Annotated in this window: 28 protein-coding genes and 3 pseudogenes; 16 read left to right on the top strand and 15 right to left on the bottom strand. The window is 69.9% G+C overall.

What is annotated here, in order from left to right; all coding sequences use genetic code 11:
- Positions 1–25 precede the first annotated feature (25 nt).
- Complete coding sequence (locus ACQP12_RS22595) at positions 26–382, top strand: hypothetical protein (RefSeq protein WP_433281804.1); 357 nt, start codon at positions 26–28, stop codon at positions 380–382.
- Between the two features lie 207 nt (positions 383–589).
- Here ACQP12_RS22595 and ACQP12_RS22590 read toward each other — a convergent pair whose 3' ends face one another.
- The gene (locus ACQP12_RS22590) at positions 590–1,060 is read right to left on the bottom strand and encodes a DUF3618 domain-containing protein (RefSeq protein ID WP_433281802.1); all 471 of its coding nucleotides are present in this window, start codon (positions 1,058–1,060) and stop codon (positions 590–592) included.
- Complete coding sequence (locus tag ACQP12_RS22585) at positions 1,057–1,488, bottom strand: phage holin family protein (protein ID WP_433289379.1); 432 nt, start codon at positions 1,486–1,488, stop codon at positions 1,057–1,059. The genes ACQP12_RS22590 and ACQP12_RS22585 overlap by 4 nt, the downstream gene beginning before the upstream one ends.
- A gap of 548 nt (positions 1,489–2,036) precedes the next feature.
- Here ACQP12_RS22585 and ACQP12_RS22580 point away from each other — a divergent pair.
- From ACQP12_RS22580 to ACQP12_RS22570, 3 genes are read left to right on the top strand one after another with little or no spacing between them, the layout of a single operon-like run.
- Positions 2,037–2,237, top strand: coding sequence for a hypothetical protein (locus ACQP12_RS22580; RefSeq protein ID WP_433281799.1), 201 nt, complete (start codon positions 2,037–2,039; stop codon positions 2,235–2,237).
- A 59-nt stretch (positions 2,238–2,296) separates the two neighbouring features.
- Positions 2,297–2,530 carry a hypothetical protein gene (locus ACQP12_RS22575; protein WP_433281797.1) on the top strand — a complete coding sequence of 78 codons (234 nt, stop codon included), beginning with the start codon at positions 2,297–2,299 and terminating at the stop codon, positions 2,528–2,530.
- A 60-nt stretch (positions 2,531–2,590) separates the two neighbouring features.
- Positions 2,591–2,869 carry a hypothetical protein gene (locus ACQP12_RS22570; protein WP_433281795.1) on the top strand — a complete coding sequence of 93 codons (279 nt, stop codon included), beginning with the start codon at positions 2,591–2,593 and terminating at the stop codon, positions 2,867–2,869.
- A gap of 283 nt (positions 2,870–3,152) precedes the next feature.
- On the opposite strand, the gene ACQP12_RS22565 is transcribed toward ACQP12_RS22570, so the two are convergent.
- Complete coding sequence (locus tag ACQP12_RS22565) at positions 3,153–3,530, bottom strand: hypothetical protein (protein WP_433281793.1); 378 nt, start codon at positions 3,528–3,530, stop codon at positions 3,153–3,155.
- A gap of 570 nt (positions 3,531–4,100) precedes the next feature.
- Here ACQP12_RS22565 and ACQP12_RS22560 point away from each other — a divergent pair.
- Positions 4,101–4,259: a hypothetical protein gene (locus tag ACQP12_RS22560; protein WP_433281791.1), complete on the top strand. Its 159-nt coding sequence runs from the start codon at positions 4,101–4,103 to the stop codon at positions 4,257–4,259.
- A 244-nt stretch (positions 4,260–4,503) separates the two neighbouring features.
- Here ACQP12_RS22560 and ACQP12_RS22555 read toward each other — a convergent pair whose 3' ends face one another.
- Both ACQP12_RS22555 and ACQP12_RS22550 read right to left on the bottom strand, forming a co-directional pair.
- Positions 4,504–5,010: a hypothetical protein gene (locus ACQP12_RS22555; RefSeq protein WP_433281788.1), complete on the bottom strand. Its 507-nt coding sequence runs from the start codon at positions 5,008–5,010 to the stop codon at positions 4,504–4,506.
- Positions 5,011–5,285: 275 nt separating this feature from the next.
- Entirely contained in the window at positions 5,286–5,558 is a 273-nt protein-coding gene (locus tag ACQP12_RS22550; RefSeq protein WP_433281786.1) for a hypothetical protein, read from the bottom strand.
- A gap of 103 nt (positions 5,559–5,661) precedes the next feature.
- Between ACQP12_RS22550 and ACQP12_RS22545 the strand changes: the two genes are divergently transcribed.
- From ACQP12_RS22545 to ACQP12_RS22530, 4 genes are all read left to right on the top strand, one after another.
- Positions 5,662–7,500 carry an Hsp70 family protein gene (locus ACQP12_RS22545; RefSeq protein ID WP_433281784.1) on the top strand — a complete coding sequence of 613 codons (1,839 nt, stop codon included), beginning with the start codon at positions 5,662–5,664 and terminating at the stop codon, positions 7,498–7,500.
- A 118-nt stretch (positions 7,501–7,618) separates the two neighbouring features.
- A complete protein-coding gene (locus ACQP12_RS22540) occupies positions 7,619–9,667 on the top strand; it encodes a hypothetical protein (RefSeq protein WP_433281782.1) in 2,049 nt (682 codons plus the stop codon).
- A 287-nt stretch (positions 9,668–9,954) separates the two neighbouring features.
- Positions 9,955–12,906, top strand: a complete 2,952-nt coding sequence (locus tag ACQP12_RS22535; protein ID WP_433281780.1) for a BTAD domain-containing putative transcriptional regulator — start codon at positions 9,955–9,957, stop codon at positions 12,904–12,906.
- Positions 12,903–13,862, top strand: coding sequence for a DUF2637 domain-containing protein (locus ACQP12_RS22530; RefSeq protein ID WP_433281778.1), 960 nt, complete (start codon positions 12,903–12,905; stop codon positions 13,860–13,862). Before ACQP12_RS22535 ends, ACQP12_RS22530 begins: the two co-directional genes overlap by 4 nt.
- Positions 13,863–14,032: 170 nt before the next feature.
- Here ACQP12_RS22530 and ACQP12_RS22525 read toward each other — a convergent pair whose 3' ends face one another.
- Together ACQP12_RS22525 and ACQP12_RS22520 are read right to left on the bottom strand one after the other, a co-directional pair.
- The gene (locus ACQP12_RS22525; protein ID WP_433289377.1) at positions 14,033–14,227 is read right to left on the bottom strand and encodes a DUF4262 domain-containing protein; all 195 of its coding nucleotides are present in this window, start codon (positions 14,225–14,227) and stop codon (positions 14,033–14,035) included.
- A 151-nt stretch (positions 14,228–14,378) separates the two neighbouring features.
- Positions 14,379–14,441, bottom strand: a pseudogene (locus ACQP12_RS22520) (DUF4262 domain-containing protein); the annotation flags it as partial.
- Positions 14,442–14,837: 396 nt separating this feature from the next.
- On the opposite strand from ACQP12_RS22520, the gene ACQP12_RS22515 reads away from it, so the two are divergent.
- Together ACQP12_RS22515 and ACQP12_RS22510 are read left to right on the top strand one after the other, a co-directional pair.
- Complete coding sequence (locus ACQP12_RS22515; protein ID WP_433281776.1) at positions 14,838–15,239, top strand: sugar O-acetyltransferase; 402 nt, start codon at positions 14,838–14,840, stop codon at positions 15,237–15,239.
- A 1-nt stretch (position 15,240) separates the two neighbouring features.
- Positions 15,241–15,411 (top strand): hypothetical protein, encoded by a 171-nt coding sequence (locus ACQP12_RS22510; protein WP_433281774.1) that lies wholly within the window; start codon positions 15,241–15,243, stop codon positions 15,409–15,411.
- 336 nt (positions 15,412–15,747) lie between these two features.
- Here ACQP12_RS22510 and ACQP12_RS22505 read toward each other — a convergent pair whose 3' ends face one another.
- Positions 15,748–16,311: an ArsR/SmtB family transcription factor gene (locus ACQP12_RS22505; RefSeq protein ID WP_433281772.1), complete on the bottom strand. Its 564-nt coding sequence runs from the start codon at positions 16,309–16,311 to the stop codon at positions 15,748–15,750.
- 65 nt (positions 16,312–16,376) lie between these two features.
- Here ACQP12_RS22505 and ACQP12_RS22500 point away from each other — a divergent pair, with 65 nt between their 5' ends.
- Both ACQP12_RS22500 and ACQP12_RS22495 read left to right on the top strand, forming a co-directional pair.
- On the top strand, positions 16,377–16,946 hold the full coding sequence (locus tag ACQP12_RS22500) for a dienelactone hydrolase family protein (RefSeq protein ID WP_433281770.1): 570 nt from the start codon (positions 16,377–16,379) through the stop codon (positions 16,944–16,946).
- A gap of 342 nt (positions 16,947–17,288) precedes the next feature.
- Positions 17,289–18,146 (top strand): IS110 family transposase, encoded by an 858-nt coding sequence (locus tag ACQP12_RS22495; protein WP_433281768.1) that lies wholly within the window; start codon positions 17,289–17,291, stop codon positions 18,144–18,146.
- A 9-nt stretch (positions 18,147–18,155) separates the two neighbouring features.
- Here ACQP12_RS22495 and ACQP12_RS22490 read toward each other — a convergent pair.
- Positions 18,156–19,325, bottom strand: a pseudogene (locus ACQP12_RS22490) (IS3 family transposase).
- A 55-nt stretch (positions 19,326–19,380) separates the two neighbouring features.
- Between ACQP12_RS22490 and ACQP12_RS22485 the strand changes: the two are divergent.
- Positions 19,381–19,671, top strand: a complete 291-nt coding sequence (locus ACQP12_RS22485; RefSeq protein WP_433281766.1) for a hypothetical protein — start codon at positions 19,381–19,383, stop codon at positions 19,669–19,671.
- Between the two features lie 81 nt (positions 19,672–19,752).
- Here the strand turns inward: ACQP12_RS22485 and ACQP12_RS22480 are convergent, their stop codons facing one another.
- On the bottom strand, positions 19,753–20,376 hold the full coding sequence (locus ACQP12_RS22480) for an RraA family protein (protein ID WP_433281764.1): 624 nt from the start codon (positions 20,374–20,376) through the stop codon (positions 19,753–19,755).
- 77 nt (positions 20,377–20,453) lie between these two features.
- Entirely contained in the window at positions 20,454–21,668 is a 1,215-nt protein-coding gene (locus tag ACQP12_RS22475; protein WP_433281762.1) for an MFS transporter, read from the bottom strand.
- Positions 21,669–21,759: 91 nt separating this feature from the next.
- Between ACQP12_RS22475 and ACQP12_RS22470 the strand changes: the two are divergent.
- Both ACQP12_RS22470 and ACQP12_RS22465 read left to right on the top strand, forming a co-directional pair.
- Positions 21,760–21,870: pseudogene (locus ACQP12_RS22470) on the top strand (DUF664 domain-containing protein); the annotation flags it as partial.
- A 331-nt stretch (positions 21,871–22,201) separates the two neighbouring features.
- Positions 22,202–23,308, top strand: a complete 1,107-nt coding sequence (locus tag ACQP12_RS22465; RefSeq protein ID WP_433281760.1) for an IS110 family transposase — start codon at positions 22,202–22,204, stop codon at positions 23,306–23,308.
- A gap of 192 nt (positions 23,309–23,500) precedes the next feature.
- On the opposite strand, the gene ACQP12_RS22460 is transcribed toward ACQP12_RS22465, so the two are convergent.
- From ACQP12_RS22460 to ACQP12_RS22445, 4 genes are all read right to left on the bottom strand, one after another.
- Positions 23,501–23,866, bottom strand: coding sequence for a hypothetical protein (locus ACQP12_RS22460; RefSeq protein ID WP_433281758.1), 366 nt, complete (start codon positions 23,864–23,866; stop codon positions 23,501–23,503).
- 339 nt (positions 23,867–24,205) lie between these two features.
- On the bottom strand, positions 24,206–24,538 hold the full coding sequence (locus tag ACQP12_RS22455; protein WP_433281756.1) for a hypothetical protein: 333 nt from the start codon (positions 24,536–24,538) through the stop codon (positions 24,206–24,208).
- Positions 24,539–25,014: 476 nt separating this feature from the next.
- Entirely contained in the window at positions 25,015–25,533 is a 519-nt protein-coding gene (locus ACQP12_RS22450) for a hypothetical protein (RefSeq protein ID WP_433281754.1), read from the bottom strand.
- Positions 25,534–25,605: 72 nt separating this feature from the next.
- Complete coding sequence (locus ACQP12_RS22445; RefSeq protein WP_433281752.1) at positions 25,606–26,019, bottom strand: hypothetical protein; 414 nt, start codon at positions 26,017–26,019, stop codon at positions 25,606–25,608.
- Between the last annotated feature and the right edge of the window lie 24 nt (positions 26,020–26,043).

Below are 26,043 nucleotides of genomic sequence, written 5' to 3'. Positions count from 1 at the left end.
TATGCAGTGACTACCCTTCCGGCTCATGGCAGCGTTGAATGGGGAGCAGGTTGGCGCGGTGTATCAGGTTCTTCGTGACCAGGCCCTGACCCGCCACGAGCAGGAAGCGATCAAGGCGTGGGGCGCCAGCCACATGAGTTGGCGGTTTGCCCTCGGCGCCGAGGACAGCGAGATCACCGCGAACACGAAGTTGATCCGGGAGACGCCGGAGGAGGCGTTCGCCGATGCTGCGCAGCTTCGGGGTGCCCTGCTCGCGGCGGCTGGCCAGCCGGACTATCGGGGGTTGATCGCAGCGGAGGCGATCAACGACGGCAACCTTGTGACGGTCGGTTGGATCGGCTCCGTCGGGCTGACGTTCGACATGACGAGCGGGGCACCGTGAGGCGCTGGCCGGCCCAACGAACGAATGAAGCCCCCGCGGCCTCGAACCGCTGCCGCACCTCGACGGCGTGCTCCACGGCCACCTGCATGTCGGCGCTGGCCGACGTAGACCCTCTGGGTACGCCAGGCGGTGCAAGTTCACCTCCACGTGCCAACGGGTTCGTCTTCGCCCGGCCAGGTGCCTCACGGGTTGCCGCGGGCCCACTGGTCATCTCGTCCGATGGCGTCGGTAGGCCACGATGGTGAGAGCGGCTGCGGCGCCGGCGGCCGCGAGGACCGGCACGGGTGTGGTGCGTACTGCGGTGCCCATCTTCGCTCTCATGGCACGGGCGGAGGTTACCTCAGTGGACTCGGTTTTGCCGGTGGTCTGGGCACCGGCTGAGGCCGAGCCGCGCGCCTTGGCCACGGCCTGACCGGCCTTCTGCTTGGCGGCCGCGGCCCGCTGGGAGGCTTTCTGGCTCACCGTGCGGAACCTCTGCGTGGCCGAGGTCTTCGCCGACTGGCTGGCCGTGGTCAAGCGCTGCCGGAGTACACCGGCTGCTGAGGTGGCCTTGCCGCCGAGGCGGGCCTTGACATCCGTCTTAGCCGCCAGGGCGGCGACGGTTTCCCCCAGCTCCGCCCGCGTCTGCTGGATGTCCTGCCGAACCTTGTCCGGATCGCTCGGGCTCGCCGCGCTCATGGCCGCCTCCGACCTGCCGCGCCGCGTACCGTCTCGATGTCTGCTTGCACACTGTCCCTGGTCGCCGTCGGCGTGGCCGGCATGGCTTTCGTAACCTGCTTCTTTCCACGCCGGGCTACTACCGCTGCCGCGATGAACAGGATGACGGCGACGATGAGAGCGGCCAGCGCGTCCGGCATGAACGCGCCCAGCGTCAGCACCACCGCAGCGACGACCGCACCAACGCCGTAGAAACCGAGCATCGCGCCACCGCCGAGCAACCCGGCGCCCATGCCTGCTTTCTTGCCCTTCGCAGTCATTTCCGCACGGGCCATAGTCAGCTCGTCTCGGACCAGCCGGGTGATCTGTTCGGTGGCGCGCTGCACCAACTCAGCAACCGGCGTGTCAGCCGAGGCAGCGCCAGAGGTGCCGCTGGAATCGCCTGGCATACGTGCCCTCACAATTTCTCGCGTACCGGAATGGCCAGCGACGCCATGGACGGTGATGTGGTTGGCCAAGTTCGGGATGATGCTGCGGGACCGGGTCAGCCTTGCTGCACCGCTGGCCTCTTTACCGAGCCCGGCGAGGGTTCGTCGGAACGCCCGTCAAGAGGCGGCAAGGCGGTTTCTGCCAATTGGCCGACGACATCAGCCGTCGGGATGTCACCCGCCTGCCTGCGACGTCGCAGCGTCAGCGCGCCGGTCGCCCCGGTCAGCGCCCCCACCCCGAAAGCAAGGATCAACGCTTGCCGAACGCTGGAGTGGCTCCTGCGCCTCATGATCGCTCCCTGAGCCCAATGTGTCCGCATGGTTTCGATTGTCCGACTCGACCGTAGAGGCCGGGCATTAATCGACAGACTTGCATGGCAGCCATCCGCAATCACGGCCGCTAGTGGCCATCATCGACGACCTGTTCGGCGAGGCCCCCGACCTGCCCACAAAGCTGCGGCCGGGGGACGACACCTGAACACCCCCGGACTGGCGCGGAGGCAGCGCTTATGGATTTCCCCGACTTGCCGGTGGCCGCGCTGCGCCTGCTCCTGCCTGCTGTCGTGCTGGCCGTGGGGCTGCTGGCGCTTGTCCTCGGGCCGGGAAAAACCGCCAGTGGTGGCGGGATCGCCGGCGCCAGCCGAAAACGGGGAGGCGGTAATCCGTCCAGTCGACGCCTCCACCCGGCGCTGGTCGTTCCCGTGCACTAGGTGCACACTTCACAGCGAAGGATGTCACTGCGGTGTGCACCGGGCGAGGATGATGGAACATGGCGAAGGTGCCTTGGACTGCGCGGATTAGTGGGCAAGCGGAGCCGACCGGCAAGGGGCGCATCCTCGTTCCGCTGAAGGTCGACGAAGCCCCCGACCGGCCGCAGACCCTGGTGATTCAGGCCAGCCGGGCGGAGGCGCTGATCCGGCAGCTACAGAACGCCGTGCAGCGGGAGAAGACGTTGCAGGCGTGGGCCAAGGGGAAGGGCGGCGAGGCGACCCCCGCTGTCTGACGGCAGACGAACGCCCCCGCCAATAGCGCGGGGGCGTTCGCGACCTGTCAGCCGATGCCCGTGGGCGCAACGGTCGCAGTGACCGTCGGCGGCGGCTCCGGGGCCGAGGTCGTCGAGGGCGGTGCCGACGGCGAGGGGACCGGCGACGGCGTCCGGGTAGGCGCCGGCGTCGGCGACGGGGAAACGCTTGGCGTGGCGGTGGTCGGTGCCGGGCTCGGCGCGGCGGCGGCCGGTCCGGCGCAGACGACAGACAGCTCCATCGAGGTCGGCTCCATTGCGGGGTCCGCCACCTGGAACGCCCATGCGGTGGGGATCCCGCCCTCCGACGCCAGCGGGTAGGACTGGTAGGGCGCAGGATTGCCCGCAGGCTGCCCGGCCGACATCCGCCAGCCCCCGGACAAGGCCACCAGGCCGGCCGGGCAGGCCACGGTGACGTCACGCAGCCCGGAGCTGCCGGGGAAGTTGACCGTCTGGACTCGGGTGTAGGCGGTGGCCGCGGCGCCCACTTCGCGGGGCTTGGCCGCTGCCACCTCGGACCCGTCGACGGCCGCGAGCACTGCGCCGCCGGCTGCGAGCAGGCCCGCTATGGCGGGGACGGCCAGCCGTTTGCTGATAGGTGTCTTCACTGGGTGCCCTCCCTGGGCTGGTCGGTAGACCCCGTGGGTTCGGGGCCGGTGGCTTGTGGGGGCTGGTCGTAGCGCGTGCCCTGGGACTCCAGCCGGGCGCGGACCTCGGCGGCGTGTTCGGCGGCCACCTGCATGTCGGCGCCCGCTGCCTCCAGCAGCTCGACGGTCGGCCCGCTGATGCCGTGCGGGTCGGCCATGGCGACACCGGCCTGGATGCCCAGCAGTCGCGGGTCGGTGGTCACCTCGTGCACGGCGGCGATCGCCTCGGCGCGGGGCTTGTCCCCGTCGGTGCCGTGGCCGTAGCGGCCGGCGACACCGGATAGCGACGCGAGCAGCAGTCGGTCACGCTGGGGCAGGGACGGCACATGCACCATCGGACGACCGTACCCACGGCGGCCTCCCGTGCCGATGAGACGCCCGACGACGGCGATGCCCTCTGGCAGGTCTTCCAAGACGACGGTGGTCGTCTGCGCTTCCCGGACGGTCGAAAGGGCGCCTTCACACCGAGGGGACGAATCAGCTGGAGAACGGACGCATCCAAATCCGCGGCAAAGGCGAGACCCCGTTCTGACATTGGAAACGGGGGCGACAGGGGCCGGGACCACCCTCCGGGGGTCGGGGAGGGGTCGGGCGTCCCCGCCCCTGTCGCCGTGCGGACGCCCGCACCCGGCATCCGGGGTATATGCGTCGTCCAGCCATAAAACCGTTACATCACCCGATTGCCTCACTGGACAGGCACTCATACAGTGGCGCCTGACCGCCATGCCCCCGACCCCTCACCTCGTCGATCAGGGTGGCATGGCGGCGGGACTACGTCGGAGCACGGCGACGGCTCTGATGATCGGCTCACCTTGAAGGCTGATAGGCGGGGCGTCTGTGGGTAAGACGCCGATGAGGCAAGGCCTTACAACCCCAGGCAGCAGAGCACTGGAAGGGGGCAGGTGATGACATCGGTCGGCGAACGGATCAAGGGATTTCTCAACAGCCCGCAGGGGCGCAAGGTGATTGACCGTGGGCGGCGCGAGGCGGCCAAGCCGAGCACCCAGGCGAAGCTACGGCAATTCGCAGAGCGGATGACGGGCGGGTCATCTGGCCGCCGCTGACGGCAAGGCCGCCCTGTCCCTGGGGGTCATGCGGGCGGTCAGCCTGGAGCTGGTCGCTTCCGGCGTGCCTGCGCGACACCGAGCCACTCGCCGAGCCGGCGACGGACGCGGATGCGGCGATATCCGCCGTGCACTGCCCCGGTTGGTGGTGGTTCGAACAGCGATCCCGACCCGTGTGCAGCCACGGCCGGCATGCCTGAGCCAGCTGTGGGGGTGGTCGCCCGAGTGACGTCGCGAGCGGGAATCAGGATGGGGAGGCGACCTGTGGCAGGTGGCGGCCGAGTTCGGTACGCAGGACGCCCGCCGCGGGCCGAAGCAGGCCAACGTTGACCGTGTAAGCAAGCTGACCGGCACGGATCCGTGGACGAAGCGTCGTGGCCGATGGCACGACCGCTCCGGGGCGGAGGGTGACCTGGAGCACGGCGAGCGGCCCAGGACGGCGGACCGTCGCCGAGTGGATCGCCGGCCACGGGAGGACGGCCACCCGCCCCTTCCCGACGAGCGTCAGCGCCGGGCCGGCGATTTGGACCGATGACCAGTTCCTGCGGTGCAGGACGAGCCAGAGACCGCTGAAGATGACGGCGTAGGGGACACCTGACAGGGCGATGCGCGCCAGGTCAGCCGGCAACCGCCCGGTGACGAGTGAGAACACGGCTTGGACGAAGACCCATGCCAGGAAGCTGATTAGCAGCATGACCACGAACATGAGGCGGGCGGACGCGCGGAACGTCATCCCGTCGCTCTCGTCCATGAGGGGTCCTTACTGGTGGACGCGGTGGGGGCCAGCTGCGCGGTTCGTCGACGAATGCCGTCGACTGTAGGGCAGGTCCCGTCCGGCGGCTGACCTCAACCACGTTGCAAGTGTCTGGTGAGGGCGTGCCTGCGATCCGGCCCCAGGATTCGGCCCCGCTTACACCTGGTCCTCGACGAGTTGCCAGGCACCTTCGTCCAACCCCGGCCGGGTGCTTCGGCGAACGTCCTGGGCGGACGGATATCGGGTTACGAGACATCCCCTATTTCCGTCCGCTAGCGCCCAGGATGACCGCCCAGAACCCCGCAGTCGTTCCTTGCTGCAGCCAGTTGCGCGGCCGCGGTGCCGAGGCGGCCGAGCGCGCGGTGGGCGGCGGCGGGGGCCTTCCACTGGGGCGGGTCAACGGTCAAAACCGCCGCGGCCGGATGGTTGACCAGGGCGTCCAGCCGGTCGGTGTTGGTGACCGAGCGGGCTGCCTCGGCCAGACACATCGCGGGCAGCCCGAAGAAGAAGCCCTCGTCCGCGACCTTGGTGATCGCTTCGCGCACGGCCTTCGACCCCGCGAAGGCGAGGATCGCGGGCGGCAGGTGCCCGTGTCTGTGAGTAATTCGTGGGTGACGTGAATGTGATCGTCATGTTTGACTGAGGTCTATGCGAGCGGGGGAGGCGCGGCTGGCGATCGACTGCGGTAGCACGAGCACAGCCGCGGTGCTGGCGTGGCCGGACGGCACGTGGCTGCCGCTGATGTTCGACGGTGAACCAGCCCTGCCGAGTGCCGTGCTGGTCGGCGGGGACGGGGACGTGCTGACCGGCCACCAGGCATGGCAGGCCGCCGCCGCGGATCCGCAGCGGTTCATCCCGGCCCCACGGCGCTCCCCCGAGCAGCAGCTCGCCGTTGCCGGCGCGGATGTCGACACCTTGGACCTGGTCGCCGCGACGCTGCGTCGGGTCGCCGCGGAGGCGCAGCGGGCGGTCGGGTCGGTGGTGGAGGACGTGCGGCTGGTGGTGCCGGCCGGGTGGGGGCCGCGGCGGCGGACGTGGATGCGCCACGCCGCGCACCGGGCGGGCCTGCCCCAACCCCGCCTGATCGAAGCCCCCGTGGCCGTTGCCGGACATTTGCTGGCGACCGGGGTCCAGCTGCCGGTGGGGTCGTACATCGTGGTGTGTGACGTCGGCGCTGGGGCCGAGGTGAGCGTCATGCGGCGCGGGCCGGCCGGGTTCGAGGTCCTCGCTACCCTCGCCGACGCCAGCGCGGGTGGGACAGCGATCGACGAGACCCTCATCGCCATGTTCGCCGACACCAGCCCGGGAGGTGGCGACGGGCAGCGGTGGGCCTTGCTGGCCAGCGTCGGCGCCGCGAAGCATGCGCTGGCCGACCGTGTCGCGGTGACGGTGCCGCTGCCCCAGGGCGAGGCCGCGGTGCTCAACACCGACCTCCTCGAGCAAGCCGCTCATCCCGTGCTGCAGCGTGTCGCTCAGCTGGCGGGCGAGGCGATCGCCGCCGCCGAGATCGCGGTCAACGACCTTGCCGGTGTCTACTGCGTCGGCGGTGTCGCCCGGATGCACCTGCTGGAGAAGGTGCTCACCGAGACCGTCGGTGTCACCCCGACCGTGGTGGCGGACCCTGCAACGGCGGCCGTCCGGGGAGCCGCCGACGCAGGCGCCGCTGACGCCGCAGCGGCCGCAGGGCTGCCGGCGGAGGAGCCGGTGCCACCCCTGCGACGGGCCGCCGCGATCGTGGTACCCGGCTTCATGTCGCTCGGCCTGGTCTCCCAGTTCCTGCTGACTCCCGAATGGAACGGAAGCTACCTCTATAAGTGGGCGCTGCTGAACTGGGGTGAACTGGCCGTGGCCGCCGTGTTCGCGGTGATCGCCAGCCTCGGCGCCGGTACCGTCCTCGCCTCCACGATCGCCGCCCGCACCAACCCGGCGGTGAGCCCTGGCTCCCAGACCGGCACGGGCATCCTGGCATCGGCGTCCCTCGGCGTCGCGGTCAGCGGCATGTACGCCGTCGTCGGCAGCCTCTACATCGGCGACCCCGCCGGCGGATTCCTGCGCTGGGCCCTGCTGCCGATCACCCCGATCGTCGCCGCGGCCGCGGTGATGGCCCTCGTCGCCGCCCGACAGTGGCGCATCCCCCAAGGCGGCTGGTCGCAGCTACTCGCGTTCCCGACCGGCTCCGTGGTCACCGCCGGGCTGGGGATGATGCTCATCCAGTACTCCCTGACCGCGGACCGCTGGCCGAACATGGTCCTGTGGATCGACCTCGCCAGTCGCCTCGGTGGCCTGCTCCTCGGTGTCGGAACCGTCATGGCCGTCGTCTCCCAGCCCATCCTGCGGCTGATCCTCGGCGCACCCCTCGCCGTCATCACCGCCGCGCTGGTCGGGTGGCCCGCCTCCGGAATCCTCGGGGCGATCTACGCGATCGCCGTGGCCGCATGGTGGCTGCGCCAGCTGTGGACCCGCCTCCTCCGCCCCGCAGCTGGATGAGCGGCGGGCCGAGGCGCGGACAACCGCGCCCAGCAGAGGTCAACTCCTGCAGGAGGTGGGTGAGGTGAGGTAGCCGCGAAGGGTCACATCCCTCGCCTTCGCTCTGCTCCTTCTGGGTATGCCGCCGTGGCTGCTGGCGAGGTTCGTCGGCCCGCCGCTGCACACCTGGCCAACCCTGCAGCAGCTCCGCCTCTGGGCCGCGCAACCCCTGACCACCCAGACGCTGACCGCCGGGCTGACGGTCCTCGCATGGCTGCTCTGGCTGCTCGTTGCATACGCGGTCATCGTCACCGCCGCACGGCGTCTGCGTGCCGGCGCCCGCTGGCTGCGGCGCCTGCCGCTGCCGACACCCCTGCAAGCCACCGCCACCGGCATGGCTGGCGCCGCCGCCCTGACCGCCGCGGCCAACACCACCGCGACAGCCCCGCCCGCCCAGCCCATCGCTGTCTCCGCCGGCACACTCCACCACGACGCCGTCGACGCGCACCCGGCACCCGAGGTCCACGCGGGGGAGGGCGTCACCATCCCGGGCGGCTGGCTGCCTCAGAAGACGGCCGACCAGGTGGCCGCCGCGGCCACACTTGTGTGGCTGAGGCGCCGACGCAGCTACCAGCCCGGCCTGCGGGAGTCTCCGGACCAGGACGACCCCGACCTGGCACCGCTGCCGGCGGCCGTCACCGCCGTCCAGGCAGCCGTCTGCGTCCCCGACCAGGACTCCAGCGAACGGTCGCCCGACGAGCAGCCCCTGGCTACCGCGCCGCCGTCAATCGCCGCGTTACCTGCGACGGGCATCGCCTTCGCCGGCGGCGGCGCGGCCGACGCCGCCAGGGGAGTGCTGGTCACCGCGCTGCTTGCGGCGTTGCGCGATCCGCCCGACGCCATCCGCGTGGTCATCACCCGGTCCGCCCTGACCACGCTGCTTCCGCCGGCCGCCACCGCAGTCTGCGACAGCATCCCCGCCCTCCGGGTCACCGAGACCGCGGCCCACGCCGTTGAGCTGATCGACTCCCTCGCGTCGCCCACACCTGACACGGCTGGCCCGTCGCCGCCGACGCACGAGGAGGCTTCGCGGCTGGTGCTGATCACCGAGCCGCCGCCGGGGCCTGCCGCCGAACGGTTGGCGGCCCTGCTCGGCGCCGGCCGAGCAACCGCGGTCGTCCTCGGCGCATGGCCGCTCGGCGCCACGTGGAGCGTCGACCAGCACGGCCGGACCGTGAATGCGCGGCTGCCGGGGCAGGCAGGGCCCCGGCTGTGCGTCCTGGACCGGGTTGCCGCGATGGACCTGCTCACCGTCATCGCCCCGCCCACACCAAGCCACGCACCGCAAGCAGGCACCGCCCCCCGCACAGCCGTTCCCGAACAGCGACGGCAGCCGCCCGAGGTCCGGATTCCCCGCCAAGCCGGCGAGGACCGCACGCCCCAGCCCACCCCGCCCGTTGCCGCGCAGCCGCCGGTCGAGCTGCGGGTCCTCGGCCAGCCCACGCTGCTCATCGACGGCCGGGCCGTGACCATCCGCCGCAGCGCCGCCGTGCAGATCCTGACCCTCCTCGCCGTCCACCGCCACGGCGCCACCACCGCACAACTCGTGCAGGCAATCTGGCCCGGCCTGGCCGCCCACACCGTCACCAACCGCCTCTACACCACCCTCAGCGTGCTACGCGCCGCCATCCGCGCCGCCTCGGATCTCTCGATCATCGACCACACCGACGACCGCTATCGCCTGCGCAGTGAGCACCTTGAGGTCGACCTGTGGCGGCTGCACACCGCCGCCCACCACGCCGCCACCACCCTCACCGACCCCGCCCGCGCGTGGCAGGCCGTGATCGACGCCTACACCGGCAACCTCGCCGCCGGCCATACCTGGCCCTGGATCGACCCGCCCCGCGAAGGCGCCCGCCGGCTCGTCCTCGACGCCTACGCCGCCGCCGCGTCGACCCAACAAGATCCCCGCCGCGCCGTGGAGCTCCTGCAGGCCGGGATCCGCGTCGACCCCTACAACGACAACCTCCACCAGCGGGCCATCGACATCCTCACCACGCTGGGAGACCACGCCGCCGCACAACGGCTGCGCGACGCCCACCGTCACCGGCTCAGCATCGCCGGGCTGCACCCCAGCGACACCCTCGGCCAGCCCCGCGAACACAGCAACGCCTCCGCCGGCGACTAGCCAACCCGGCCAGACATCGAAGCGCGGCAGCGCGAGCCACCCCGTTGCGGAAGCGACCGATTGCAGGGGCCGTGACTCGTTGAGCTGCGGTTGTAAGGGCGCGTGAGGTTTTGTAAGGCGCTGTCAGCCGTCGCACCGGTGCACCGCCATTGCCACGGCCATAGCGTCAGATCATTCCCAGCCCACCGCCATCCGCGGCCCTCGTTCGCGGCGCGTTCGCCGCTGCATCCGGCCTAGCGGTGGCGTGGCAGCCAGCGACGCGAGGAGGTCAGGTGAGGTCCAGAGCAGTGAACGCCGCGGCCGCCGCCACGTCCATCATGTCCACCCTTGTCGTTGCCGCGATCCTCGTCGCAAGCGGCGTGTGGCATCCTCGGCTACCGTCGCCGGCGGCGCTCCGGCAGTGGATTCACCAACCGTTGACGACCGACTTCGTCATTTTCCTGGCCGAAGCAGGCGCCGTGATGCTGTGGCTGCTCCTGGCAACCACCGTCCTGACCCGCGCCTACACGACGCTGGCTCGCCGCCTGCGCTGGCTGCCCGCACTACATCTACCCGGCCCCGTCCAAGGCCTCACCGCCGCACTGCTCGGCGCCACCGCCGTCACCACCGCCACCGCGGGCGCCCCCGCCCACCCCGCCCCCGCAACGGGAACCACGCACGACAGCGACGCGCAGACTCCGGAAGCTTCGACCACCGCCCCAGCGACCCGCCAGGTGAGCAGCAGTCAACAGCTGATTCTGATGCCGGCCAACCGTGCCCACACCCACACCGTCAGGCGAGGGGACACCCTCTCCAAGATCGCCGCTGAGCGGCTCGGCGACGCCGACCGCTGGCCCGAAATCTTCGCCCTCAACCGCGGAAGCCACTTCACCCACACCGGCGGCACCCTGCGCAACCCGAACGTCATCTACCCCGGCTGGACCCTCACCCTGCCCGACGACGCCACCCCACCGACCAAACACCGACCCCGCACCGAATCGCCACCGCCGGCCCCGGATGAGCCGGACCTCGACACCCCGGCCCCCGCACCGACAACCGCCCCGCCGCCCTCGACACCGCACCCGGCCCCACCCACTACAACCACTCCCACAATCGAGCCGAGCCACGCACCGACACCCACCGCCGGCACTTGCGCCAGCACAGACAACACCACCAGCACGCCTACCTCCAGACCGACCGCGGACCGTGGACCCCGCCCCAGCGGCCCCGACCGAGGCGTGGTGCTGCCCAGCGGTAGCTGGATAAGCCTGGGCCTCGCCCTGGCCATCACCACCGCCGCCGCCCTCGTCTGGGCGCACCGGCAGCGCCGCTACACCGCGGGCAAGCCCTCCACCACGCCGCGCTGGGAAAAGCAGACCCTCGCCCCCTTGCCCCGGCTGATTGGGCAGATCCGCCGCGCGCTGCGCCATCCCCCCGCCATGCCGGGCGAAACGGGCCACCACAACGAGCCGGCGGACGCTGCAGTCGGCGATCTCGACCGCGCCAGCACCCTGGGCAAGACCACTTCGAGCAGTCAGCGCGCGACGTCACGCGATCCTTCGGCCACTGCCTCACACGCCACCTCCGCGCTGATCAACAGCAGCCACGCCTTCGGCCCGGTCATGCCGGCGCCTGCGCCGCTGACGGTATGGCCGCCCGCCGGGCTGGGCCTGACCGGACCCGGCGCAGACGCCGCCGCCCGAGGCTTCCTCACCGCCGCCCTCGCCGCCGACACCGACGTACATCCCCACGCGCGCACCCACGTCGTGATACCGGCAGCGACTGCGGCGACCCTGCTCGGCGCCACCACAGGCACCGTGCCCCGCACACCCCGGCTGAGGATCACCCCCACCCTCGACGACGCGCTGGACCTCCTCGAAGCCCTGGCCCTGCACCGCACCCGACTGATCGACCAACACGAGACCGCCACCGTCGCCGACCTACGCGCGGACCCCTACGAAGAGCCCCTCCCACCGGTCATGCTCCTCACCCACCCTCCAGACCGGCGCGAGCGCCCCCGCGTCGCCGCCCTCCTCACCCAAGGGCAACGCCTGGACATCCACGGCGTGCTCCTCGGCCCCTGGTCCGACGGCACCACCGTCACCGTCAACCAGGACGGCACCACCACACCCGCCGACAGCGACCACGCCTCCCACCGCGCCGACATCGGCCGGCTCACCGTCCTCGAACCCACCGAAACCCTCGATCTGCTCGCCGTGCTGACCGAGGCCCACACCGGCGAGGCGCCCTCCCCGGCTCCCACCGAGCCCACGCCCACTACACCGCGCACAGGCGCACAGCCCGACCCTCGAACACCGCTGGCGGACCAGCATCAGCGAGCAGCGATGCCGGCCGACGCACCCCTACACGGTGTTCACCAGGAGATCCAGGCGCTCGACACGGGCGACTCTGACGCCCTCGACCAAGCCGCCACCACCAGCACGCCGGCCACCAGCTCCACCCCACCAGTCCCCGAAACCGGCGCCCTCACCACGGTCGCGGTCACCGTGCTCGGTGCTCCCGCCCTCGCCCACGCGGACCCGCAGCGCAGCCTGCGCGCCAAATCCCTCGAACTGCTGGTATACTTGGCCGCCCGCGACGGCGCCGCCACCACCGAGGCGATCCTCGACGACCTGCTGCCCGACGCACCCGCGAGCAAAGCCACCCACCGGCTGCACACCTACGTCTCCGACCTGCGCAGCGTCCTGCGCCACCACGGCGGACCCGGCACCTACCTCACCCACCCCCGCCATCGCTACGAGCTCAACCCCGACCGCCTCGACGTGGACCTGTGGCGGATGCGCGCCGCCCTCCGCGCCGCCAACACCGCCACCAGCAAAGCCGAACGGGTCGCGGCGCTGCGCCGCGCCGTCGACACCTACCGCGCACCGCTCGCCGACGGCTGCTACTACGAGTGGATCGAGCCCCACCGGGAAGCCGTGCGGCAACAAGCCCTCGACGCGGCCGTCGCCCTCACCGAGGAACTCGACAGCCAACCGGCCGAGCAGCTAGCCGTCGTCGACGCCGCCATCGGCCAGCACCCCTACGCCGAGCAGCTGTATCAGGTGGCCATGCGCGCCCGCGCGCACCTCGGCGACATCGACGGCGTGCGGGCCCTACGCCGAACCGTGACACGGCAGCTCGCCCAGATTGACGCCGAGCCCAGCGACGACACGCTCACCCTGGCCGACCAGCTCATCACCAAGCTGCGCTCCGCCAGCCGAGAAGGTCGGGCCGCAGCGCAGGGAGCACGCTCATGAGCCCGCTGACCAGCCCCACCACCCGTACCGCGGACAACTCGACAAGCGAGGCCGCGACTGATGTGGCTGTGGTGCACCTGAAGCGGCTGCGATGGGCAGTACGGGCAACCCTCACCCTCGGAGTCGCCGCATCGGTCGCCGCGAACGTGCTGCACGCCCGACCGAACCCGATCAGCCAGATCATCGCCGCGTGGCCGCCGCTGGCGCTGCTGCTCACCGTCGAGCTGATCTCCCGCGTCCCGCACCACCGCCGCTCCCTCGGCATCATCCGCATCGCCGCCACCAGCGTTATCGCCGCCATCGCCACCTGGGTGTCGTACTCGCACCTCGTCGGGGTCGCCGCCCGCTACGGCGAGACCGGCGCAGGGGCCGCCTACCTGCTGCCCATCTCCGTTGACGGCCTGGTCATCGTCGCCAGCGTCAGCCTCGTCGAGCTCACCGCCCGGATCCGCGCGGGACAACCCGAACAGCACCCCCAGCCTCCTGTGGCCGCCACACCCAGCCCTGCGTCCACGACACGCATGCCGCACGCCGCATCAGCGGGCCGCCGAGACGAGGGCCCTGCAGACGCGTCATCCGGCGCAAGGGCATCAGCCGATCCGGTCCCGTGCCCTGACCCGCCGCAGCGTCGCCCACAACATGACGCCGACGACGGTGAGCGCCGGCCAAAGCGCCACCTGGTCGACGTGGCCAACGCCCGGGTGCAGCGGCCGCCCGCTGCCAGCGCCGTGAACGGCGAGCCGGCGGCGAACGGCGACCAGCTGGTGCCGTGGGAGACGGCCGCCGCCGTTGCCTACTGGCACCGACGGGAGCCCCACCTGCATCCGTCCGAGATCGCGGCGCGTATCGGACGCTCGGAACGCACCGTGCGCCGGTACTGGCCGCCACGTCCGCAGACACCACCGGCAGCCAACGCGAACCACGCCGGTGATCTCACCGAAGGGGCCCGCACCTAGCAACCGCGACCGCTTCCACGACCCACGGAACCCCGGGAAGAGACGCCCCAAAGACAAAAAGGACCGACCTTCTTCCTCGCGCCGGTCATTGACAGGCGGCTCCGGCGACGAAGGACCTCGCGGCGAGGGGCCGGACGCGACATCGCATCCGGCCCCACGGGGGCCGAGGTCTACGGCCGCGCGATCAGCGGCTGCACGGCGAAGGGAAACGCGTAGGCGGTGTCCCAGGGGAAGCGACCGTGCCGGTCAGGCCAGAGAACCTGCTGCAGGCGGACGCGGTCGCGGCCGTAGCGGCCGATCGCGCCGCCCGGGTGCAGCTGCTCGGTCGGGTCGCCGTCGATGATGACCGCGTCGTATCCGGCGATGAGGTCGCCGATGCGCTGACCGTGACGGAAATGCTCGGCCTTGTCTAGGCCCTGCTCGCGAGGTCGTTGAGCAGGGCTTGCGAGGTAGCCGGGTCCGTCCGGCGATGATCAGCTCCCGGTAGTCGTGTGCGGTGAGCCCGACGGTGTAGGCGAAGGGCGCGGTGTCGTCGGGGTCGTCGTCGCTGGGGACGACGAGAGTTACCGCCCAGCCCACCCTGTCGATGATCTCGCCTTGGCGGTGCAGGAAGTCGTCTATGCCGGTCAGGAGGAACGCTCGTTCGGTTGGGATGCGGGCAGCGGTGGCCAGCCACGCGGCTCGTACCGCACCCGCTCCGGGGCATTCGTTGGTGTTGGCGGCTTACGGGTTCCGGTGCAGAGTCGGGCACGCCAGACGTGCAGAGGTGGGGGCGCGAAGCATTCGGGACGCTGCGACGGCGGCCGGCCGGACGACCCACGTCCGCTACTCACGATGAGTAATCAATGGACGTGAGCTGGCGCCCGGAGCGCGGCAGATCCGGATGTGCGATGAAGATCCCAGGATCACGGAGTGACGCCTTCCCTGCCGGGGGGCGTCACCGGGTAATCTGACTCGCCGTGCCAGCATCGCCTCGTGCGCAACGAGCAACGTTTACGAACAAGGACGCCCGAGTCACGAGCCTTCGCGGAGCGCGTACATCTCGTCATGAGCCTGACGTCACGCCTCAACGTGCTGCCGTTTGACGACCTCGACGCGCGCAGGACGGTGCTCACCGAGATCTTCGGTGGACCCGTCCCTGAGTCGCTGTCCGTCCTGCCCCCGTTCTATTGCGACTATGGGCTTGGCGCATCGTTCGGAGAGCGCGTGTTCATCAATCAGGGATGCTTCTTCCTGGACTACGGGGGGGGGGGCATCACCATCGCTGATCGCGTCCTGATCGGTCCCCGGGTGACTCTGAGCACGGCCGGACACCCCGTAGAACTCGACGAGCGGTACGACTTCATCACGCACGCGCCCCATCGTCATCGAGGATGATGTGTGGATCGGCGCTGCAGCCACGGTCACCCCTGGTGTGACAATCGGTCGCGGCTCTGTCGTCGGCGCGGGCGCCGTTGTCGCGCAGGACGTGTCGCCGCTGAGTGTGGTGACGGCAACAAGCGTTGTCGAGCGAAAGCGTCTGAAGCCCTCGTCTACTGCAACCTCCTGAGGCCTGCGGCTGGCATGACGGCGCACCGCGCGGGCGCGGTCAACGCGCGATCAGCGGCAGATCCGGGCACTCCGCCCACGGCAATGCGACAGGATCAGCAGCGTTCTGATGACTGTGCAAGCCGCAACGCGAGGCATGCCTTGGGTTGCCGAATGGGAGACTCCGCTGCGAAGAATCACCGGCTACTGGCACGGCGAGGTCGTACCCGATGTCCGGCTATCCGAGGAGGAACGGCGGCCTGACTTGGTCTGCCGGCGGATCGATCGTCAGTGACGACGGCAGCAGCCAGCTTGACCACGTGCACGATCAGGCCGTCCGCGATTCTCCAGTAGGTGTTCACTCCGCTGCTGGCAGCGTCGGGTGGTCGGTGGGATAGATGCCGATCGCGAACCCGTACACGGTCTCGCCGGACCTCGGCATCCGGTCGAACTCATCAACCAGTTCCGCCATCCGGTCCCAGAACTGAGAGGCCTGATCCTGCGAGATACGCGCATGCCGGATGAAGCCCCAAAGCTTTCCCTGCTCGAACGCCTTCGCGGACTCGCGTGCCGCCACCTCAAAGTCGTTGAAGTCGCCCGGCATCTGTTCGCCAGTGGGTGATGGCTCCGCTGCCACGTAGAACATGCGCGCGGTGCGCCCGTAGAAGCGCTCCTCGATCGCCCGCACCTTCCGCGTGCGCACCACCTGGAGCAGGCCGCTGCGTGTAAGCACGTCCACGTGATGCGCGACCGTGCTCTTGGGGCGCTCGAGCGCCTCCGCTAACTCGGTCACGGTCGCGGCCCGCTCGTGGAGGAGCTGCAGGATCACCGTGCGGAGCGGGTGGCCGATGGCCTTCACCTGGTCCGGTCTGGTCAGCGCGATCCGGTCGGCTAGCTCGTAGTCCGGGGGGTTGTCGGCCATGGCACAACAGACTAGCATCGCAGAACGTTCCAGAAATTCAGATCGTTCGCAAGGAGTCCACCGCCGTGACCGACGTGCTGCTGTATCACCACATCCAAGGCCTGACCGACGGGGTCCGGAGCTTCGCCGACAGCCTGCGACAGGCCGGGCACACCGTGCACACGCCGGACCTGTTCGACGGGCGCACGTTCGGCAGCATCGAGGAGGGGTTCGGATTCGCCCGAGAGTTGGGGCTCGACGCGATCCGGCAGCGCGGCATCGCCGCGGCCGACAAACTTGGCCCCGGGCTCGTCTACGCCGGATTCTCCTTCGGCGTGACGATCGCCCAGCGGCTCGCGCAGACCCGGCCCGGTGCCCGCGGGGCATTGCTCATCTACTCCTGCCTCCCGGTCGCGGAATTCGGAGAGGCGTGGCCCGAGGGCGTCCCGGTGCAGATCCACGGCAAGGAGGACGACGAGTTCTTCGACGAGGACCTGCCGGCCGCACGCGAGCTCGCCGGCTCCACGGCGAACGCCGAACTGTTCGTCTATCCCGGTGATCAGCACCTCTTCGCCGACTCCTCGCTCGACGCGTACGACCCGGAGGCGTCCGCGCTACTCATGGAGCGGGTGCGAGCGTTCCTCGCCTCCGTCTGACCGGCGTGGCCCAACTAGCTGGCCCACGTTTCATCCGGACATCGGCTACTTGTTTCATTGACCTGCGACCGTGGCCCGGCCAGGCTTCGGTCGAGGCGCCCGGGCTGTCGCTCACTTTTCGGCTGCCCACGCTGGTCGTGTGGCTCTCATTTGGCCTGCGCGGCTCGGGCGTCGCCGCAGGGCGGGGAGAGGCTCAAGAGGGGTTTGTTCGGCTCGAAGTAGCGTTGCCCTCCCGGCTCGACAACCCAGGTGGATCGAGCATCGGAGGACGCGTTGAGTGGCACGTCAGATCGTGTGGTCATCGGGATGGACCCGCACAAGCGCTCTGCCACGATCGAGGTCATGGCCGGCGACGAGGCCGTCGTCGGCGGCGGCCGGTTCGACACCGACTGCGACGGTTACGCGGCGATGAGGAAGTACGCCAAGCAGTGGCCGCACCGGGTCTGGGCGATCGAGGGCTGCCAGGGCATCGGCCGGCACATCGCCAACCGGCTACTGGCCGAGGGCGAGCAGGTCGTCGACGTCCCGCCGAAGCTGTCCGCCAGGGCGCGGGTGTTTGCCACCGGGCAGGGCCGCAAGACTGATGCCACCGACGCCCACTCCATCGCGCTGGTCGGCACCCGCATGGCCGGGCTGCGCCCGGTCGTCAACGACGAACAGCTCGCCCTGCTGCGGATTCTGGTCGACCGGCGCCGCTCCCTCGGCGAGGACCACACCCGGATGGTGTCCCAGCTGCACCAGCTGCTGCTGGACCTGATTCCGGGTGGGGCGAAGAAGAGTCTGTCCGCCGCCCAGGCCAAGGCGCTGCTGGCCACGGTCCGGCCCCGCGACGCGGTCGGCAAGGCTCGGCGGCGGGTCGCCGCGGAGCTGATCAGTGACCTCGAACGGGTCTACCGACGCTCCAAGGAAGCCGACAAGGAACTGAAGGAGCTGGTCGCCTCCACCGGCACCACGTTGATGGACCTGCACGGCATCGGACCGTCCGGCGCCGCCCGGCTGCTGGTCGAGGTCGGCGACATCACCCGGTTCCCCAACCGGGCCCACTTCGCCTCCTGGAACGGCACCGCCCCCATCGACGCATCCTCCGGCGAGCAGGTACGACACCGGCTCTCCCGCGCCGGCAACCGGCAGATCAACCGGGTGCTGCACATCATGGCCACCGTCCAGCTGCGCAACCGGGTCTGCTGCACCGATAGGTGACAGGTGTAGTCACGCGGCCTGACTGGCCGGTGGGTGCATGGTGGTCTCGAATTCAACGGGGGTCAACCGGGACAGTGACCGCTGTCGTCTGCGGCGGGGGTAGGTCCGTTCGATCCAGGTCACGATCGCGATCCGCAGTTGCTCTCGGGTGGCCCATGATCGCCGGTTCAGGACATTGTTCTGCAGGAGGCCGAAGAAGGACTCCATGGCGGCGTTGTCGCCGGCGGCGCCGACTCGGCCCATCGATCCGGCCATGCGGTGGCGATTGAGGGCTCGGACGAACTTCCTGGACCGGAATTGGGGATCCGCGGTCGGTGTGCAGGATGCAGCCGGCCAGGCCGGCGCGTCTGGCGGCGGCGTTGTCCAAGGCGGCGACGGCCAGACGGGACTTCATCCGCGAGTCGATGGAGTAGCCGACGATCCGGTGGGACCAGACGTCCTTGATCGCGCACAGGTAGAGCTTGCCCTCGGCGGTGTGGTGCTCGGTGATGTCAGCCAGCCACAGCCGGTTCGGGCCGTCGGCGGTGAAGTCCCGGCGCACGAGATCGTCGTGCACTGGCGGGCCTACCTTGCCGCCCTTGCCGCGACGCTTGCGCTTGCCGAACGCGCTCCACCAGCCGTTCCCGGAGCAGATCCGCCACGCGGTGCGATCGGCCATCGGCTGCCCCGCATCACGGGCCTCGTCAACGAGGAACCGGTAGCCGAACTCCGGGTCATCACGGTGTGCGTCGAACAACGCGTTGGCCCGATACGCCGCCACCAGGTCGGCGCTGGTGACGGGTCGGGCCAGCCACAGGTAGTAGGGCTGACGAGCAATCTTCAATACCCGGCACGTCACCGCCACGGGGATCCCGTCGGCGGCCAGCTCGCTCACGAGCGGGTAGAGCCTTTTCCCGGCAGATGCGCCTGGGACAAGTAGGCAGCGGCCCGGCGCAGGACCTCGTTCTCCTGCTCCAGCAACCTGATCCGCTTACGCGCCTCGCGCAGCTCGGCCGACTCACTGCCGGACGTCCCGGGCGCGGCGCCGGCGTCGACGTCGGCCTGGCGAAGCCACTTGAACAGCGTCATCGGGTGCACCCCGAAGTCCTTAGCGATCTGCTCGACCGTCATGCCTGGCTCGCGGTCACGGGCCACCCGCACGACATCGTCGCGGAACTCCCGGGGGTAGGGCTTGGGCACAGCAACATCCTTCCAGCTCGCCGTTAGGGCAAGCCATCTCAGATGTCACCTATCGGTGCAGCAGACCCACCCCACCGAAGGACGCGCCTACTTCGACCGGAAGAAAGCCTCCGGCAAGACGTCGATGGAAGCGATGCGTGCGCTGAAACGACGCCTGTTCGACATCGTCTACCGGCACATGGTCGACGACTCCACAGCCACCATGGCGGCGGGTCCGGGAGGACACCGGGGAACGACTACTGACTCCAGCGTGACCAACTCGCATCCCCAAGCCGGATCTTCGGAGAAGTCACTTCCCGGACCCGCCGAGACCCAGCTTAGAACCCCGCTCCGAACGATGTCTTGATGGCATGAAGGAGCGGGGTCCCCACAGGATTCTCGAGGGTTAAAGATCAAGTTAGGTGGCGCCGTGCGCGGTAGCCGTTGATCAGTCTTCGAAGCCCTTTTCGCCCAGGATCTTGTTGATGCGGGCGCGATGCGCCTTCTCCCATGCATCGAGGGATTCGTCGGCCTCCTTGGCCAACTTCGCCTTAGCGTCGAGGAGCACCTGCTCCTGACGGGCGCTGGGAGTGACCACAATGCCCTCTTCATCGGCTACCACGATGTCGCCGGGACTCACGTTCACACCGCCGCACCGTACCTGGCCATTGAGCGGCTCAACGGCTGCCTTGGTCCCTGGGATCGGGATGACTCCCCTGGCAAAGACGGGAAAGCCCATCTCGCGCACCTCGGCGAGGTCACGAATCACCCCGTCCACCACGAAGGCGGCGATCCCTCGACGTTGAGCGACGGCACAAACGTTTCCTCCGGCAACCGCGTAGTCCACGTCACCCGCTTCGACGACGATGATCGAGCCAGGTTCCGCGCGATAGATCGCCGCGTGCAGCATGAGGTTGTCACCCGGAGGGCACCGTACGGTGAACGCCGCGCCAGCAACTCGCCGGATCGAGGGCCAGAGAGGGCGAATGTCGATATTCATGACCTGCTCGCGTCCGAGAATGTCGGCGAGGGTGGTCGGGGAAACGTTCTTGAATCCGGTGACGTCGTTCATGGTCTTCCTCCATCCGAGCGTGCCCTACACAAAGAACGGGCCTGCGACAGTCGCCTCGATTCGCCTTCCATCAAAGATCAAACCCCAGCGGGTACGGCGACGGCCCGAGTGCGGATGCCCCAGCCGACGAGCCACGGGTAAGCCAGCCCGGCGACCACGAAGACAGCGCCGACCACCAGCCACCCCGGCCCGCCCGCGCCGATGACGAGCGCGGTCAGCAGCGGTGGGGTCACCATGTTGCCGATCTGGCGGCCTGTGAGATAGGCACCCTGGTACTGCCCCTGCGCCCATTCCGGCGCGAGACCGAAGATGACCGCCCAGGTGCCGGTCGACAGGAACAGTTCGCCGAGGACGTGCACGGCCGCAGCAACCAGCACCACCACGCAGCTGAGCCAGACCGGTAGGTCGGCGGTCAGTCCGAACAGGACACAGGAGCCGGCGACGACAAGTGCGCCGCGCCGGCCGACTCGGGCCCCGCTCGCCGGCCCGTCGGCGCCCCTGGCGGCCCGCACCTGGAAGAGCACGCAACCCATCGTGTTGATCAGCAGGGTCGCCGAAACCAGCCACAGCGGCGCGTGGGCGCGCAGCGCGAGCCAGAGCGGCAAGGCGAAGCTGAGCATCTCGTTGTAGAGGCTCGCGACCAGTCCGTCCACCAGGGCGAAGCTGAGGAACGGCCGGTCGCGTAGGGCGATCAGGCGCGGCTGGTCGCCCGGGCGTGCAGGGACCGGCGCCGCTGGGCGGACTCGGGTCAAGACCGTCACGGCCAACAGGAAGGTGGCCGTGTTGCCCAGCAACATCACCACGTACGCGGCGCGGGTGTCCAGCAGCAAGGGCAGGCTGCCGGCCAGTGCGCCCAGACCGATACCCGCGTTGTTGGCCGAGCGCAGGTATGCCCGCAACCGCAACCGCTGCTCGGGCGGGACGGCGGTGGCCACCATCGCGCCATTGGCGCTCTTCGCGCACGCCTCGCCCACCGCGATGACGCTGGCCAGCAGGGTGAACGACCAGACGCCGCGGACGGCGATCAGCCCGGCGTAGGCAACCGCGAGCAGCAGCAGCGTGCCGAGCATCACGCGCTTAGCGCCGTAGCGGTCGGCGACGTACCCCATCGGGGTGCTGAGGGCCATGCCCACCGCGGCGGCGACCGCCAAGCCCAGCGCCACCTGCGCTGGGCTGAGCCCAACCGACCTCGTGAGGAACAGGGCGCTGGTCGTGAGATAGGCGCCGTTGCCGAACGTGTTCACGAAGTGCGCGAAGATCAGAATCCGGGCGTTGCCAGAGGGCGGGAGCACCCGACCAGCTTAGCAATACGTACGTACGGTTTGTAAAGCCGACTCGTTCATCGCCACCACCCACAACATCGAGGGCCACGACACGTGGCGCTGCACCGTCTCCCTGCGTAGGGTCCTCATCCATATGATCAAGGAGTACGCCCGCCACAACGGCCACGCAGACCTGCTCCGCGAGCGGATCGACGGAACCATCGGCATGTAAGCCTTTCCGCCATGATCAGGTGCACTGTTCTCGGCTACTTGTTTCATTGACCTGCGACCGTGGCCCGGCCAGGCTTCGGTCGAGGCGCCCGGGCTGTCGCTCTCATTTCGGCTGCCCACGTTGGTCGTGTGGCTCTCATTTGGCCTGCGCGGCTCGGGCGTCGCCGCAGGGCGGGGAGAGGCTCAAGAGGGGTTTGTTCGGCTCGAAGTAGCGTTGCCCTCCCGGCTCGACAACCCAGGTGGATCGAGCATCGGAGGACGCGTTGAGTGGCACGTCAGATCGTGTGGTCATCGGGATGGACCCGCACAAGCGCTCTGCCACGATCGAGGTCATGGCCGGCGACGAGGCCGTCGTCGGCGGCGGCCGGTTCGACACCGACTGCGACGGTTACGCGGCGATGAGGAAGTACGCCAAGCAGTGGCCGCACCGGGTCTGGGCGATCGAGGGCTGCCAGGGCATCGGCCGGCACATCGCCAACCGGCTACTGGCCGAGGGCGAGCAGGTCGTCGACGTCCCGCCGAAGCTGTCCGCCAGGGCGCGGGTGTTTGCCACCGGGCAGGGCCGCAAGACTGATGCCACCGACGCCCACTCCATCGCGCTGGTCGGCACCCGCATGGCCGGGCTGCGCCCGGTCGTCAACGACGAACAGCTCGCCCTGCTGCGGATTCTGGTCGACCGGCGCCGCTCCCTCGGCGAGGACCACACCCGGATGGTGTCCCAGCTGCACCAGCTGCTGCTGGACCTGATTCCGGGTGGGGCGAAGAAGAGTCTGTCCGCCGCCCAGGCCAAGGCGCTGCTGGCCACGGTCCGGCCCCGCGACGCGGTCGGCAAGGCTCGGCGGCGGGTCGCCGCGGAGCTGATCAGTGACCTCGAACGGGTCTACCGACGCTCCAAGGAAGCCGACAAGGAACTGAAGGAGCTGGTCGCCTCCACCGGCACCACGTTGATGGACCTGCACGGCATCGGACCGTCCGGCGCCGCCCGGCTGCTGGTCGAGGTCGGCGACATCACCCGGTTCCCCAACCGGGCCCACTTCGCCTCCTGGAACGGCACCGCCCCCATCGACGCATCCTCCGGCGACCAGGTACGACACCGGCTCTCCCGCGCCGGCAACCGCCAGATCAACCGGGTGCTGCACATCATGGCCACCGTCCAGCTACGCAACCCCACCGAAGGACGCGCCTACTTCGACCGCAAGAAAGCCGGCGGCAAGACATCAATGGAAGCGATGCGAGCCCTGAAACGACGCCTGTCCGACATCGTCTACCGGTGCATGATCAACGACGCGGCTGCCGTGGCGGCGGGCCCGGGAGGACACCGGGGAACGACAACTGACTCCAGCGTGACCAACTCGCATCCCCAAGCCGGCTCTTCGGAGAAGTCACTTCCCGGACCCGCCGACACCCAGGATAGAACTCTCCTCCCGGCGGTGTCTTGACACAGAGGGGAGCCAAATCCGGACACCACTGGGGCTCGGCAAATGTCACTGTGGGTAGTCGATGATTTCTGTGTGCTGGCGGCGACTCGGCCGGTCAGCCCGCCGCTGAGCTTGCGGATGTCGATGGCCGTTGTGTGCTCGGTGGCGTACGCGGTTCTGCGGTGCAGCCCGTACGCCGACAAGTGTGGTCGTTCAGGTAGAGGCGCTGAACTCGGATGGACCCTGCTCGGGCGGGTCGACCTCGACGAAACCGAAGAGCCGTGCGATGAGTTGCAACGCCTGCGTGTCGTAGCGGTCGGCGAAGCCGCGGCAGATCGCCGGCTTGACCTCGGGATGCATGTAATGCGGAAGCGTCGAGTGGCAGATGATGAAGGACTGCCTGGTTCGGGCTTCGGCGACAAGGTCGTGTAGCCGGCCCGGGGTGAGTCGCATCTTGTTGCCTGGCGTGAACACGCAGGTGTCACACTGCCGCGATAGCAGCCGTGACTTGCCCAGCTGACGGTCACCGACGCTGAGATCGCCGCCATCGGCGTCGTCCGGGTCGATCGCGGGTGCCATAGGGTTTCTCCTCTCCTTGTGAAGCACTGGGGCGCTGTTCGAGCGGCTCGGTCCGTGGGGCGAGGCTTGCTGGCGGTCCGGACCTGCACCGCAGGTGCGCGGGGGCGCAACCAGCGCGTTAGGCGCGGGCGAGCCGGATGGGGTTCTGGCAGCCTGCAGCCCACGCCGTTGCCCGTGGTTGCGGCATACGCGTCCCAAGCCCCGGTAGCCGCCCGCGGTGGTAGGGCGCAGGGCATGAGGCGCCGAAGCGCGGACAACGCCCGTGACTTGGCGAGGCGTCAGTCGCCGGTAGGACAGAAGGACCGACTGCGGCGCCGGGTGGGGAGTCAGCGCGAGTTGTTAGGCGGCGCGCGGCGCCGGCATCGGCCGCTGCGGCGGTGGGACCGGCCGGGTGGGCCGGAACCAGCCGGCGAACCGCGCCGCCGCGCCGGCTGGAGCAGCGACCTTCGCTCGCCCTCGGGCGAGCACTTCCCCTCGGGTGGCCGCGTGGCAGGCGCGGCGGGCGTCGCGCGCCGGCGGGCACGGGTAGGCCTCGCCGGTGCAGCGCAGGTTGGCGCAGCGGCCCGGCCGGTGGGGATCAGGGAGGTGTGCAGACGCGACGTCGGCGGCGAGCAGCCACAGCAGGACGTCGGTGACGTCGCGGGGAATGCAGCGGCGGTGCGGCTGCGTCATCGGCGTTGCCTCTCGCGGATTGTCGGCTCGGGTGGCCGCCACCCCGGCCAGCGGTGTGGGCCGCTGCCGGGTCCGCCGGGGTGGCGGCAGCCACGAGTGACGCTCGACTTTCCCGATAGATCAAGTCGTCGTCGAGGAGGTGAGCCCGGGCTTCAGCGAGGAGGGAGCAGCCGCAAGGGGGCAGGAAGCATTCCAGCGCCCAGCGCGCCGACGGCTCGTCAACGCCCTGTCCCGGGAGGCTGGGCGGCCTGCGGCCGCCCGACGAGCAGACCCACCGCAACATGGGTGGCCGCAGCAGTCTCCGGGCCTGGAAGTCGGCTGATAGCGGCGGAACCCGCCGGGACCTGCTGTGTGCGGGATTTCCGCGCTTCTCTCGGGAGCCGCGCGGTGATCGCCTCACCCCGAAGGTGATGAGCAGGGACGGCCTCGGCGGGTCAGAGGAGACCGCTTTCCCCGGGGTAGCCGGGATGCGCTGGTTACCGCGGGCAGCCGGGCCACGGGTCGGTGGGGTCGAGATCGCCCGGGTCGGCGTTGTCGCGTTCGTTGCCGTTCCACTCGATGCGTGCCTCGATTTCGGCGCCGGCGAGGGCGGTTTCGATTGCGGCTTCGGCGGCGTCGAAGGCGTCATCGCTCGTGCCGGCCGTGAGCTCGGCGAGGACGGTCAGGGTGAGGCGGACCTGCCAGCGGCGGGGCAGCAGCGGCAGGTCGACGACCTCCAAGACCCGGTTGGCCGCATCTACGTCGATTTCGTGCTCGCTGACCGCCTCGCGCAGCGCCTGCCACATCTGTCTGCGGAGCTGCGTCAATGATTCGGGGATTGCGGGCGGCGGCTGCGGGTCGCTGTGGTGGTTACGCAGATAGGCCTGGATCTGGGTGGTGGTGTGAGTGAGCCATCCCAGCGGGGCTGGCTGGCCGGGGTGGAAGGCGTCCCAAGCATGGCGCAGGACGGATTCGAGGCTCGGGGGTGCGGCAGGGGCCGCCGTCGGTTCGGTCATCAGATCCTCCGTTGCGTTGCTTACCGGCGCGAACCCGCCGCCCGTTCCGGGCGACGGGTGCGGGTGTCTGGCTCAGGGCGTCGACTCGGTGGCGGCGCGCGGCGACTCGGCGGGGTTGCCGCACTCGGGAATCGAGAGCACGGCGAGGTCGGTGCGGATCAGGGCACCGCAGGTGTGTCGTAGGGCGGCGGTGGCCCGGTCGTGCTGGGCGAGAGCGGCGGTGAGGGCGTCAGCGACCCGGTCGAGCCGCTGTCGTAGCGACAGAACGGTGTCGGCGTCGCTGCTGGCATGGACGTCGCAGAGCAGGTTCGCGGCGTCGGTCAGGACCGTGATCTGGGCGCTGGTGGCGGCGATGGCGCCAGCCGCGGCAAGCAGCGCGCACAGCTGCTCTGGGTGGTGTGCGCAGGCCTCGGCGAGCTGATCCGGGTCGAGGGCGTAGCCCTGGTCGTGCAGCAGCCGCTGGACGTCGAGGTGCGGTGCGGACATGGATGTCTCCAGACAGGACGGGCG

It is taken from the genome of Micromonospora sp. CA-244673 (genome assembly GCF_050948395.1).
GTDB lineage: Bacteria > Actinomycetota > Actinomycetes > Mycobacteriales > Micromonosporaceae > Micromonospora.
This window is presented reverse-complemented; position numbering and strand designations above follow the sequence as displayed.